At 58.9% G+C, this 12,890-nt stretch carries 11 protein-coding genes; 3 read left to right on the forward strand and 8 right to left on the reverse strand.

Annotation, left to right across the window (positions count from 1 at the left end; translation table 11 throughout):
- Positions 1 to 64: 64 nt before the first annotated feature.
- The 6 genes from BQ5361_RS07285 to rpiB all read right to left on the reverse strand — a co-directional run bounded on the left by BQ5361_RS07285 (position 65) and on the right by rpiB (position 6,325).
- Positions 65 to 1,249, reverse strand: coding sequence for a class I SAM-dependent rRNA methyltransferase (locus BQ5361_RS07285; protein WP_035472053.1), 1,185 nt, complete (start codon positions 1,247 to 1,249; stop codon positions 65 to 67).
- Positions 1,246 to 1,830, reverse strand: coding sequence for a 3'-5' exonuclease (locus BQ5361_RS07290; protein WP_035472050.1), 585 nt, complete (start codon positions 1,828 to 1,830; stop codon positions 1,246 to 1,248). Before BQ5361_RS07290 ends, BQ5361_RS07285 begins: the two co-directional genes overlap by 4 nt.
- A 45-nt stretch (positions 1,831 to 1,875) precedes the next feature.
- Positions 1,876 to 3,792 carry a RecQ family ATP-dependent DNA helicase gene (locus BQ5361_RS07295; RefSeq protein ID WP_035472047.1) on the reverse strand — a complete coding sequence of 639 codons (1,917 nt, stop codon included), beginning with the start codon at positions 3,790 to 3,792 and terminating at the stop codon, positions 1,876 to 1,878.
- Between the two features lie 197 nt (positions 3,793 to 3,989).
- Positions 3,990 to 4,937, reverse strand: coding sequence for a glycine N(alpha)-acyltransferase GlsB (locus BQ5361_RS07300; RefSeq protein WP_022064134.1), 948 nt, complete (start codon positions 4,935 to 4,937; stop codon positions 3,990 to 3,992).
- A 97-nt stretch (positions 4,938 to 5,034) separates the two neighbouring features.
- Positions 5,035 to 5,844 (reverse strand): 1-acyl-sn-glycerol-3-phosphate acyltransferase, encoded by an 810-nt coding sequence (locus BQ5361_RS07305; RefSeq protein ID WP_022064135.1) that lies wholly within the window; start codon positions 5,842 to 5,844, stop codon positions 5,035 to 5,037.
- Between the two features lie 31 nt (positions 5,845 to 5,875).
- On the reverse strand, positions 5,876 to 6,325 hold the full coding sequence (rpiB, locus tag BQ5361_RS07310; protein ID WP_035472044.1) for a ribose 5-phosphate isomerase B: 450 nt from the start codon (positions 6,323 to 6,325) through the stop codon (positions 5,876 to 5,878).
- Between the two features lie 150 nt (positions 6,326 to 6,475).
- Here rpiB and BQ5361_RS07315 point away from each other — a divergent pair, with 150 nt between their 5' ends.
- The 3 genes from BQ5361_RS07315 to BQ5361_RS07325 all read left to right on the forward strand — a co-directional run bounded on the left by BQ5361_RS07315 (position 6,476) and on the right by BQ5361_RS07325 (position 9,445).
- Positions 6,476 to 7,051, forward strand: coding sequence for an RNA polymerase sigma factor (locus BQ5361_RS07315; protein ID WP_046445582.1), 576 nt, complete (start codon positions 6,476 to 6,478; stop codon positions 7,049 to 7,051).
- A gap of 63 nt (positions 7,052 to 7,114) precedes the next feature.
- The gene (locus tag BQ5361_RS07320) at positions 7,115 to 8,446 is read left to right on the forward strand and encodes a porin family protein (protein ID WP_035472041.1); all 1,332 of its coding nucleotides are present in this window, start codon (positions 7,115 to 7,117) and stop codon (positions 8,444 to 8,446) included.
- A gap of 150 nt (positions 8,447 to 8,596) precedes the next feature.
- Complete coding sequence (locus tag BQ5361_RS07325) at positions 8,597 to 9,445, forward strand: NigD1/NigD2 family lipoprotein (RefSeq protein WP_022064139.1); 849 nt, start codon at positions 8,597 to 8,599, stop codon at positions 9,443 to 9,445.
- Positions 9,446 to 9,725: 280 nt separating this feature from the next.
- On the opposite strand, the gene BQ5361_RS07330 is transcribed toward BQ5361_RS07325, so the two are convergent.
- Positions 9,726 to 11,225, reverse strand: a complete 1,500-nt coding sequence (locus BQ5361_RS07330; protein WP_035472037.1) for a BACON domain-containing protein — start codon at positions 11,223 to 11,225, stop codon at positions 9,726 to 9,728.
- 25 nt (positions 11,226 to 11,250) lie between these two features.
- Positions 11,251 to 12,729, reverse strand: coding sequence for a BACON domain-containing protein (locus BQ5361_RS07335; protein ID WP_035472033.1), 1,479 nt, complete (start codon positions 12,727 to 12,729; stop codon positions 11,251 to 11,253).
- Between the last annotated feature and the right edge of the window lie 161 nt (positions 12,730 to 12,890).

Here is a 12,890-nt window from a genome sequence, read left to right on the forward strand (position 1 = left end):
ATTGCCGTTCCAGACCGGAAGCAATGGAGGTTATGTGCCGATGCATCCGCTGCACGGCGGACGGTCACTCCACGTACAGCACCAACCCCTTCAGGTACTCCCCCTCCGGATGGTAGATATTTACGGGATGGTCAGCAGGCTGCGTCAGTTGATGAAGTATCCTGACATTGCGCCCCGCAACGGCAGCCGCCGTGAAGACCGCCGTTCGGAAAAGTTCGCGGCTCACCGCCTGCGAACAACTGAAAGTAAAGAGAATACCTCCGGGAGCTATCTGCGAGAGCGCCCTTGCGTTCAGGCGCATATAACCTTTCATGGCGTTGCCCAGCACCTTGTGGTGCTTCGCGAAGGCCGGAGGGTCGAGAATGACGAGGTCGAAACTGCCGTCCATCTCTTTCAGGTAATCGAACGCATCGACCGCCACCCCCTCGTGCGGTGCGCCGTCGCCGAAATTGAGCGCGACATTCCGCTCCGCGAGGCGGACGGCACCGGCCGAGCTGTCCACCGATACGACCCGTTCCGCCCCGCCCGCCAGAGCGTATACGGAGAAACCGCCGGTATAACTGAACGTATTGAGTACGGCACGCCCGCTGCTGTAACGCCGGACGAGTTCCCGGTTTTCCCGCTGGTCAAGGAAGAAGCCCGTCTTTTGGCCGGCGCCCCAATCGACATGGAACCGGTTGCCGTTTTCGGTGACAATCCGCTCCGTCGTACCGTCTCCGCCATACAGATAGCCGTCGCAAGCCCCCGTATCGGCCTTATAGGGAAGTGTCTGCGCACTCTTGTCGTAGACAGCCGCCAAGGCACCGCCGTAAACCCTCCGTAGGGCATCGCATACCGCATCGCGCGAACGGTACATGCCGACGCTGTGGGCCTGTACCACCGCCGTATCGCCGTAAATATCCACGACGAGTCCGGGCAATCCGTCGCCTTCGCCGTGCACGAGACGATAACAGTCCGTCATCGGATTCCCGACAAGCCCGACGGCCCGACGCACCCCGACAGCGGCACGCAACCGCTCCAGCCACCACCGGGCGTCAATCTCCTCCTGCACGAAAGTCAGTATCCGCACCGTGATGGAACCTATCTGATAATGGCCCCTGGCAAGGAACTCCCCCTGCCGCGAATAGACATCCACCACATCGCCTTCGGCGGGCTCCCCCTCCATCCGTTCGATGGCTCCCGAAAAGACCCACGGGTGGCGACGGCCGAGTGACTCCTCCTTGCCGCGTTTCAGGAATATCTTCGTCATCTGGGTTCCTTCATTAATCTGTTATATATCTCCAGGCAGACCCAGGCATCCGTCGCCGCATACCCTATCTGCGCTTTCGTGAGAGTGGCCGCTTCCCAATTGCTCAGCCGCTGCGCCTTGGAAACCGAACTGCCGAGCACTATCGCCGCGAGCTTGCGGACGCTCTTCTCCTCGATGCCCCACTCCCCCGCAACACTCTGCAGGTCCACGAACCCCTGCGGCCTGAACCAACGGAGCCTTTGCAGCCCCTTGATGTCGTCGCGCACGGCAGCCCCTACCTTCACCACGTCGCCGCTTTCGAGCACCCGCGCCACCTCGCGCACGAACTTCATCTGCGAAAGGCGGAAGAGGAAACAACGGTCGGCCGAAGCGAGCTGCAGAAGCGCCGTCCGGTTCGACACGCCCGCCTTGAACGACGGCCGCGTCTCGGTATCGAATCCGAGCGCCGACTGGGCCATGAGGTACGCACACGCCGCAACGGCCTTCTCCTCCGTATCGACAATCTCGACCGTACCGGGGAAAGCGCACTTCGGCATCGCGGTTATCTCTTCATTCGTTATGTTGTTCCGGAAACAGCTCATCGTACAAGCATACAGGCAAAACCGCCAACCGGGCGGTCTGCAAAGTTACCGATTAATCACGAGTAATCCGTTCGGCATGACCGAAATTTTACCCTCCGCGGCCAGCGCATCGACCGCTGCGGCCACCTTTTCGGGCGCGGCAGCGAACTGTCCGGCCAAATCTTTCGGACTTATTCCGCCGGCCGGGATTCTTTTCAGAATCTCGCCGGCCATCCCCTCCCCGACCGTCCCCCGCTTCCTATGCGCAAGACAGATGTCGCACACCCCACAGGGCCGGGCATCCTTCTGTCCGAAATACTCCTGCAAGACCACGCTCCTGCACCGCTCCGTATCGGCAGCATAGGCGAACACGGCCTCCAGCCGCCGGGCGGCCGTCTCCTTGCGTGCCCGGTAACTCCCCGGCGAAATGTACACGTCGGCATCCGGGAGCCGATTGTCGGTCAGGAATACCATGGGGCTGCGGTTCTTGGGGACGAACCGTATCACATGCAGGCGCCACAACGTCTTGAGCAGCTCCATCACGCGCTCTTCGGTATAACCGGTATAGATGGCCATCTCCTGCACATCCACCGGGCGCAAACCGGTAAATACACCGGTATAGAGCCGCAGAATGGTGCGCAAGATATTGTCGAGGTCCTCGCGTTCGACACGCAACGAATAGAGGTCGTCGCGGCTGACACAGAACATAAGCCGTGCGGGATTCTCCTCGTCGTCCGTGAAGACGAGGTAACCGTTCTGCTGGAGTATCTTCAGCGCATTCTGCACCGTTCCCATGAAGAGACGGTTACGGGTACAGAAATCGTACAGGTTCACCGCCATCGAGCAGAATTTCCCCTCCCCGATGGCCACCCCGAGATAATTCATCAACCGGACATAGATATCTTTTATCTGCGCTATGGTGGGAAATTCGGAGGAGAAACGGCGTGTCAAACGCTCCCGGTCGTCGGAAGCGACGATGAGCACGGCATAGGAACGACGGCCGTCCCTTCCGGCCCGCCCGGCCTCCTGATAATACTCCTCCAGCGAAGCGCAGAGCCCGTAATGCACCACGAAGCGGACGTCGGGCTTGTCGATTCCCATGCCGAATGCGTTGGTGGCCACCATCACCCGCGTCTTTCCCGCCGTCCATTCGTTCTGCCGCAGGGTCCGCTCGCCATGAGGCAGCCCCGCATGGTAATACTCGGCCGCAATACCCTCCTCCTTCAGCTCCGCGGCAAGCAGCTCCGCGGCGTCACGCGTCCGGACATAGACGATTCCGCTCCCCGGCACATTCCCTATCACCCGCAGCAACTGTCCCTTCCGGTCATCCGTATGCCGGACGGAGAACGACAGGTTCGGCCGGGCGTAATCGCTCCGGACGACGTTGGGCTCGCGGAACGCCAGCTTCTCCATGATATCCTGCGCCACAGGCTCCGTAGCCGAAGCCGTCAACGCGAGCACGGGCACCGCCGGCAGGATATCGCGCATCCGGGCGATACGCAGGTAAGCCGGACGGAAGTCGTACCCCCATTGCGAAATACAGTGCGCCTCATCCACCGCTATCAGATTCACGTTCATCTTGGCCAGCCGGGCCGCGAACAGTTCGCCCGCCACCCGTTCGGGAGAGACATACAGGAATTTGATGTCGCCGTACACGCAATTGTCGAGCGTGATGTCGATGTTGCGCGGACTCATGCCGGAGTGGATGGCGACCGCCGGGATACCGCGGCGGCGCAGCGAATCGACCTGGTCCTTCATCAGCGCCACGAGAGGCGTCACGACCACGCACAGCCCCTCCATCAGCAGACCGGGAAGCTGGTAGGTCAGCGACTTGCCGCCACCGGTAGGCATCAGCGAAAGGGTATCCCGGCCTTCGAGCACGCACCGAATCGTCCGGGACTGCGTTCCGCGCAGCGAACCGTACCCCCAATACCTCCGCAGGGCTTCGAGCAACTGCTCCTCCGTGATGGTCTTCCCGTTCATACCGCAAAATTAATCAGAAACCCGCGCATATCATAATCCGTCCCCGGTACCAGATACAGGGGCAGGTACTTCCGAACGGACTCCGCTCCTCCGACACTTCCGCCATACCGCCCCCCGTAAAAGAGCTGCGGCGGCAATGTATGCCGCCGCAGCCCAAACCGCAGCTTCCGCAAACGCCCGCAGCGTGCCGGCCCGGCTCACTCGCCACCCGAAACCGATTTTATCCGCTTCTTCAGCTTCTGCAGCAGGCCGCGCGTATGCCTCTCCGCCTTCTCCGGGTAGATGTCCTTTATCCGGACGAGGATGCCCGTCTCCTCCACCTCTCCGAAATCGGGATTGTGTACGGTGCTGAAAACCTTCATCGAAGGCGACAGATTCATGTATGAATTTATCATCGGCGGAATGAACTCATCCCGCTTGCGCAGTTCATTGACGAGTGTCCGGTAGTCGTCCATATAACTTCCTCCGGCAAATATCCGCTCCATGGCCGGCACGTCGATGTTCATCTCGACGGGATAGAGCGGTTCGAGCAGGCCGTCCCTGTCCGGAAAATATTTCTGCAGGAAATACATCAGGATGTTGCGCGCCTCCTTGTCATAGTGCCCGTACATGGTCACCTTGCCGAAAAAATACTGTTTGTCGGGATTCTCCACTATCAGCGCACCGAGTCCGTCCCACAGGTTGTCGAGCGCATAGAGGCTCTTCGCATCGCGGGTACGCTGATAGCGCGGCTGCACGAACGAACGTCCCAGCTCGATGGTATAGGGCAGCACCTCCTGCCGGAACCTGTCACTGAAACGGAAATAGTGTTCCGTCGAGAGATTTTTCGGATAAGGGGAATCGCAGATAATGTAGCGGTAGCCGCCAAGGATTTCACGGGCTACCGGGTCCCATACGAACAACTGCGTATAACCGTCCGGAGCCAGGTCCTGTTCGTCGACATCCACCTCGTTCCCCGTACCGCCCCCGGCCTGCCGGAATGCGAGCTCACGCAGACGGCCTATCTCCCGCATGATGTCGGGAGCCTCCGCCGCCTTTATCGTGTAAATGAAGTTTCCCGCATTGTTGGTGGCACGCAGCAGGCGCTCCTCGGTTAGTTCCCGTTCGATGAGTTCCTTCGGTACGGCTTCTATTATCGGTTTCATGGTATCCGTTTTATTGTATGGATGAACACTGAGACAACTGCATGGAAAGGCCCGCCTCCGGCCGCGCTCGCAGACCGCCCGAAGGAGAGGGAAATCGTCAGCCTCTCCCCAGCGCGTACACGGCGCGCCTGACGTAATCGGCCGCCTGCCCCGGCGTCCTTCCCTCCAGCAGGGAAGCGGACGGTATCGGTCTCCCGATGATGATTTCAAAATCGCTGCCTGCCTGACGGAACATCTCGTCGGCAAGATAGAGCATCTCGATATTGGCCTTGATGCCGAGCGCGGTACGCAGGTTCGACAGCCGGTAAAAGAAGTCGGAGAGCCTGCCGTTGAAATAGACAGGCACCACATCCCGGCCGTAGGCGGCCGCCTTCTTCACGAAATTGGGTTTCCATTCGAGATCGCGCACGACCCCGCGGCGGCGGCGCGAACAGAGCCCGGCGGGGAAGGTCACTATCGGCACATCGGATGCGAAAGCGTTATTGAAAGCCTCCACGCTTCCGGCATCCTGACGGCCGTGCTTGTTCACCGGCACGAACAGTCCCCTGAGCGGGCCGAGGTACATCAGCAGGTCGTTCACCACTACCCGGACATCGCCGAAATAACGCGCCACCTCGTCGGCCAGCATCAGTCCGTCCATTCCTCCGAACGGATGGTTCGAAGCGAACACGTAACGTCCTTCGGGGTTCAGCCGCTCCATACCGACCGAATGATAGCGGACATTCATGTACCCGAGAGCGGCCCGTACGAACGCTATCCCCTCCAGGTCTCCGAATCTCGCCAGAATCTCGTTCACCTCCCGCTCGTGTATGGTACGGCGAAGATAATCGACGACGAAACGCGGGACGCGACGGGCAAGCTTCGGATTCTTGCCTTCGAGCACCTTGTATACGTCTATCTCCTTCATAGGGTCTTTCCGTTGGTACGACCGGCGAGCGTCAGCACGTTCCCCTGAAAGGTATCTTGTCTATCCGGCGCTGGTGACGTCCCCCTTCAAATTCGGCTCCGAGGTATGCGTCCACGATAGCCGCAGCCTGCATATTGTCTATGAAACGCGCCGGCAGCGAACAGATATTGGCATCGTTGTGCCTGCGGGCGAGCTCGGCCAATTCGGGCGTCCAGCAGAGGGCCGCACGGATACCCTGGTGTTTATTGAGCGTCATGGAGATGCCGTTGCCGCTGCCGCAGAGTGCGATGCCCATGGGCAGTTCGCCCTTCTCGACGGCGCATGCGAGGGGATGGGCCGAATCGGGATAATCGAAACTTTCGGCGCTCGGAGCTCCGAAATCATACACTTCGTATCCTTTGCTTTCGAGGTATCCGATGAGGAATTCCTTCATCTCGTATCCGGCATGATCGGATGCTATGCCTATCTTCTTTGCTTCCATAATATGCGTATTTATACGGCTTAAAGGTAAGCAAAATTTGCCAATGAGCTATCCGGAACTTGAACGGCCGGGAAAAAATGCGTAAAATTGTTACCCGGATGCAACAAAACGTACTGCAAAAGCATCTTATTAACGAATCACTGACCGTCTTTGACACTGGAAGAGATAATAGAGGGTTGCCGCAGGGGGAACGCGGAGGCTCGCCGCGAACTGTACGTACGCTACGGCAGTCCGATGTATGGCGTCATAAGGCGCTATGTGAGCGACGCTTCCACGGCGGAAGACCTGCTGCACGACGGTTTCGTGACGCTCTATACGCGCATAGGCGACTACCGCGGCGACGGACCGTTCGAGGGTTGGTGCAGACGGATATTCGTCAATACGGTCATGTCCTATTTCCGCCGCAGGAACCCGCTGGAGGGAGCCGATGAAGTGAGCGCGGCGAACCTCCGCGGCTCCGTACCGCCGACGGTCCTCGACGAACTTTCGGCGGGAGAGATAAAGGCGTGCGTGGACACCCTGCCGGAAGGGTACCGAACCATCTTCAATCTGCGGGCGGTAGAGGAGTACGAATATGCCGAAATTGCGGAGATGCTGGGAATAAGCGAGGCGACCACCCGCTCGCAATACCTCCGGGCGAGGATGAAACTGATAGAGATACTGGGCAGAAGGCTCCATACAGGCACGCCGCCGCGCAAGACGGACGGCCGCGGGGCCGGCAGATGAAAGACGACATGCGGCCGCCCGGCGCATCCCGCGGGGCGGCACGGATAAAGAGAATACGGAAAGATGACAGATAAGGATTTCGACAAACGGATAGGAGATGCCCTGCGCGGCTACGAAGAAGAGCCGCCCCGGGAGCTTTTCCAGCGGATAGAGGAGACGCTCGCCGCAGCCGGTGCAGCCCCCCGCAAGCGGCAACGCATCCGGCATGCGTACGGGTATGCCGTCGCGGCGGCACTGCTGGCTGGGGTACTGGTCACGGCCCTTTACCTCTCCCGACCGGCCGGTATCACGGAAGAGGCAGCGGTACGGCAGACCGCAGTCGTACTGCCCGACGGAACAGGGGATACGGCCGTACCCGATACGGACGCCGGTTCCGAACCTCCGCAGACCGTGTCCGGAGCAAACACCCCGCAGCCGGTACGGGCCGTCGCGAAAACAGACGGAGAGGACACCGTCCCGGAAAGACAGACTACGGCCGCAGGACAGGAGAACGCCCCGGCCGGAAAGGATACGGAGGCGCGGGACGCTCCCCCCGTCGTACGGGAGGGCGACCGAAACGGACAGCGGGGCCGCAGCCGGAAACGCCCTGCCTACCCCTCGCCCGGTTCGGCCGCCGCGGAACTGCGGAGGAACACGGATGCCTATTGGGAGCGGGCCATCGCTCGGGAGTACGGCGGATCACCCCGCCGGAAGGTGGCCGGTTCCGTCTATGCGGGCAACTTCGGCACTTTCGCCGGAAACAGCGTAACGAACGACCCGGACAGGGCCGCATCGGCCGGCATGCTCATCAAACAGACCTCCGACGGAGGCATGACGCTCCAGTCCGGACTGCACGAGGAGAACGGCCGCCCGGTACTCGCCCCCACGGGGCCTGTCACGGAGGAAGTACGGCTCCAGCACCGGATGCCGCTCAACGTGGGACTGTCGCTCTCCGTCCCGCTGGGCGAACGGCTCGCCCTGACCACGGGACTCAACTACTCCTATCTCTACTCCTCCTCCGAACAGTCGTTCTCGGCGGGTACAGCGCATATCACGCGCGAGCTCCACTACATCGGCGTACCGGTCGGGCTGACCTATACATTCTACCGCGCGGGCGGATTCGGTTTCTACGTCCAGGGAGGCGGCATGGTCGAAAAAGGCGTTGCCTGGCGCGAGACGCAGGGATTCGCCGATGCGGGCGACAGCGGTAGGGAATCGACCCTCCGCCGCATCAAGGGCGTACAGTTCTCGGTAAGCGCCGCAGCCGGAGTCAGCTACAATTTCAACAGGTACATAGGCCTTTACGTGGAACCGGGAGTCGGATATTATTTCCGGCAGAAAGACCAGCCGGCAAGCTACCGTACCGTCCATCCGACCAGTTTTTCCGTCAAGGTAGGCGTACGGTTCGGCCTCTGAGACTCCGACGGCCGGGCGGCAAAGAGAAAAAATCCATTTTTTTCACCGCCCGTGCAACAGAATAATATATATTAGCGTCATTACATAAAATGGACGTATAGACGGAACGGCGCCGACCCGCGAACGGCCGCGCCGGCAAAGCCGAAAAGAATGAAAAATTGGACTAAATACATCACGGTGCTCCTGACCTTCGCTGCGGCAGTCGCCGCACTCTCCTCATGCAGCAAGGAGCTTGCGGGCGCGGCACCGCCCACCGACATCGTTTACAACGGCTTCGGGGAGATAACGCGCACGGACTACGACGGCTATTTCGAGATAACGAGAGACGACGGCGTGCTGCTCCGCGTCCTGGAGTACAATGGGAGCAAGGAGATAGAGAGGGGCGAAAGGGTCTATTTCAAATACAACATTTTGCCCGGCAACGGCGACTACGTGAGCTCCTACTCCACACCGGAACAGACCGTTTACGACATACGCGTCCTCGTCTTCAACGACATCCACGCGGTGCCGATAGTCCGGAAGAGTTTCCTGCTCGAAGACGACCCGCACCGCAGCGACAGCATCGGGCACGACCTGATACGCGTCGTCACGGCGGCATTCTCCGGCAACTATATCAACATCGGTTTCGAATACTTTCGCTACGAGAACGGACAGCCGCACATGATAAACCTCGTGTGGGACGACACGCGCCCGGCGACCGATTCCGTATATCTCGAACTGCGCCACAACGCCATGGGTGAAGTGGAAGGGAACGGACGGTACGTCGTGAGCGACACGGGACTGGCCTCTTTCCGTATCGCCGACCTCGTACCCGAAGGGGAAGAGAGCATCGACATCAAACTGAAATCCAACATGGACCGCAAGGACGGCGTCGGGGAGTACATCGAAACGGAGAAATACCACACGGGAACATATACGACCGGCAGCACGGCCAAGACATACATCGTCGGCGGCGAGCTCTACCCTCCCGAAAACCACACTGCTTTTGTTAGGAATTAGATAGGAGTAAGTTTATTTGGCGGAAGCCCCGGCCCGTGAGGGTACGGGGCTTTTTATCCGGCCGAAACGGAACGAACGGATGCCGAGGGAAACGGTTTTTCCTCTTTCCCGTGCTGTTTCCTCCCCGGATTTTCCGCCGACTGCGCCGTCTGTCTTCCGTTCCTTCCGTCCGCCCTTCTATTCCGAACCGGCAGCAAAAAATCCCGGCAGGAGAGGGTAATATCCCCTCCTGTCGGGAAAGCGCGTGCCTTACCGCGCGACGGAGCTCCTACCTCAATTATCAATAAAATGCATGGAGGTCCAACGGCCCCTCATAGGTTCCCGTCACAGCACAACCGGCATCGCTCACGAACTCGAACGTGATGACATACTCCTCGCCCGTCCGGCTCACGGTCATGGTGCCTTCGGTTATCGCCGCCTGGTCGCCGGGATAGGTACCGTCCTCGATGCGCACGTACCACGTACCGTTCGGGAACTTAGGATGCGAATAGCCGAACGCCCCCGCGCTGATATTGCCCGGAATCATGAGGCTCTCGATGCCGTTGTAATTCGCCCCCACCGTATAGGTACCGTCCGGAATATAATACTCATTGTCGTCATTGGCCCACAGGGGTTCCGTTACGAAATCGACGGTCAGCCGGTCGCCCGTCCCGGAATAGTTGCCCAGATTGTTCGCATACGAAACGTTTTCCGACATGAACCGCATATCCCACTGCGTAAACGGCTTGTCGCGCCAGTCGCAGTTGGGGGTAACGGCAACGTAACAATGCGTCAGCGTAGTCAGTTCCATATCCTCCAGTATAGTACTCTGGAACTCCGGCTGCCCCTCCTGCGTAACAGGAATCTTGAACGGCCCGACGCCCTCCGCATCGGTCGTCACGATGATGTTGCACGAGCGGGATTCCGAGGAAGTATTGAGCACGTCGGACATTGCAATAGTGAGCAGATTATAATCGGTATTGACGGTTATCTTCAACCACTCGGCATCCGCTTCGGCCTTCCACGTGAGATTGACGGGAACCAGAGCCAACGTGATGAGACGGCCCCGATACCCCATGACAAAACCCTCCTCCGGCAGCTCTTTGCCACCATCGTAGGTTATGGCGAGCGACGGCGGCAGCACCTTGGCCTCCTGCGTCACACGGATGGCCTTCGGGCCTACCGACTCCACGCTCGGTGTCAGGGTGACGTTCGCAGAACGTTCCGCCGTGTCGGGGTTGTCCTGCACCGTGACGGTCAACGTCGTCTCCCCTTCGGCACCTTCCGTCGCAGAGAGGGTTATCCACTCTTTGGCGGCCTCATCAATCGCGGCGCTCCAGGTAATCCCCTCGCCCGAAGCGGTCACCTTCACGCTCTGGCCTGCGGCACCCTCGGCCTCGAAAGTCAGTGCCGCCGGGTCCACCGTCAGCGAATAGACCTCCGGAGTCTCCGAACCGGCCTGCGTAACCGTCACGCTCACGGGTTCCAAGTCATCGTTATCTTTGACAGTTATCCGAATCGAAGCGGTACGTTTCTCGGCCGTCGGATTCTTGGTGACCGAGACCAGCAGTTTTCCGGCCGTCCCGTCGTCCACGGTAATCCAGTCGGCCGACGAGGGAACGGTATATTCCCACTCCACGCCGGTAGCGGTCACGGTAATCTCCTGCGGAGTCGTGTCCTCCGCACCGAAAGTAAGCGACTTGGGCGACACCTCGAGGGAAACGGTCTCTCCGCCCCCGTCTTTCGGTGTGCATGCCGCTGCAAGCAGACATGCTGCTGCGATAAATGTCAATCTCTTCATATCCGGTTCATTTTATCAGATTAGGTTATTTTTCAAGAGGCGGAGCGATGTACCAATTGATGAACGAAGTTCCCATTGCCGATGCTTGCGCCGAAGTACCGAAAACGAATTTGCCGTCCGCCGAGATACGGTTGATGTAACCGGCCGGGATGATGATGCCGTAGTTGTCATATACCCACTCCTGCGTGCTGCCCAGGTCGGTGCCCGTATTCAGGTCGTACACCGCACCCGACGAGATGCCCAGCGTACCGATGCCGATAAAGCCGATGCCGTCGTCGGTCACGTGTATTCCGGAGGATTCGCCGTAATCCTCCACAATGACGGAGGTCTCCGTCTCGGTATTGTAAAAGGCGGCGGTCTGTACGCAGACTACCGACTGCCTGTCGTCGGCCGGCGTTTCCGTACGATACGTACCGGCTATCCATTTACCCGAGGGGCTTACCTTGGTAAGCTGTGCCTGACAGGTAAAGCCGTTCACGACGTTATAGTCATACTCCTCGCCGTCCCTTATCAACTTAACGGACGTCACTTCCCGCACGTCATCGCCTACCCATCTCGGCTTTGCGGTATTCGCGCCTTCGTTCCGCCAGTAAAGCATGCCGAAGTCGGAGTTCTCCCAGGAGGTGCCGTAGATAATCTCGCCGTTGGCCGAAATGCCGCGGGCCATGACACCGTACCATATCTCCTCATTCCGGTAATTCAGGTCGGGCAGCGGCAGTTCCTGCGCCACACCGTCCGTCCACAGCAACGGTTTGCAAAGCCCCTTTCCTATAACATCTTCACGCGCATAACCTACCCAATACACACCGTCGGCCGAAGTTCCCTGTATGGTCGGTTCACTACGGAATCCTTCCACCGCCTCCAGTTTGGTGATATTCCCTTCCAGGTCGCAGACGAACGTTCCGCCCTGGTTGCCGTCCACGATGAACAGCAGTCCCTGGTCGCTGATGCACATCGTCTGCGTCATGAAATACAGAGTTTCCGGATAAGGACCGAATTCATAAACTTCGTCCGTCTCCAAATCGATGATGGTAGGAGATTTCAGGAAAGAGTCGTCCGCAGCGATAGAAACCGTATAACCGCCCACATAGCGGCCGCTGGGCGACATGGCGCCGTTCTGCGAAAAATAGTCCACTTTACGGAAGCGTGCGAACGCCCCGTCCTGCGAAAGCTGGCGAACCGTTATTTCCTGCACCGCCTGCCCGGCCGTCACCGTAAGGACGGCACTCCTTTCGCTATCCATACCGTTGTCTTCTACCGTAACGGTCAATACCCGGTCATCGGTACGTTCCGCCTTTACCCAGGTGGCACCCGCTTCGACCGTCCACTCCGCCGGAGAGGCCTTCACGTCGATTTCGAGCGGCTGATTGCCCTCCGCCAGGAACGAACAGAGATTCTGTCCGATTTTCACATACTGCACCTCCTCGCCGCTATCGGTCGTACAGGCAACAAGCGCCACACATGCCAACAGCAGCATACTGCCGGCAAACACATTCTTTCTCATAACGGTTAATAATTTTAGTTAGACTGCATGAGAGCCTACATCTCATGTGTTGGCAAATATATTGATAAAATTAAATAAATATATATCATCTTAAAATAATCACATATTTGTTCTATAATATATCATTCTATAACTTCAGCAAAAAAATACACACATACTTA

Origin of the sequence: Tidjanibacter massiliensis (genome assembly GCF_900104605.1) — a bacterium.
In the GTDB taxonomy this organism is placed as follows: Bacteria; Bacteroidota; Bacteroidia; order Bacteroidales; family Rikenellaceae; genus Tidjanibacter; species Tidjanibacter inops.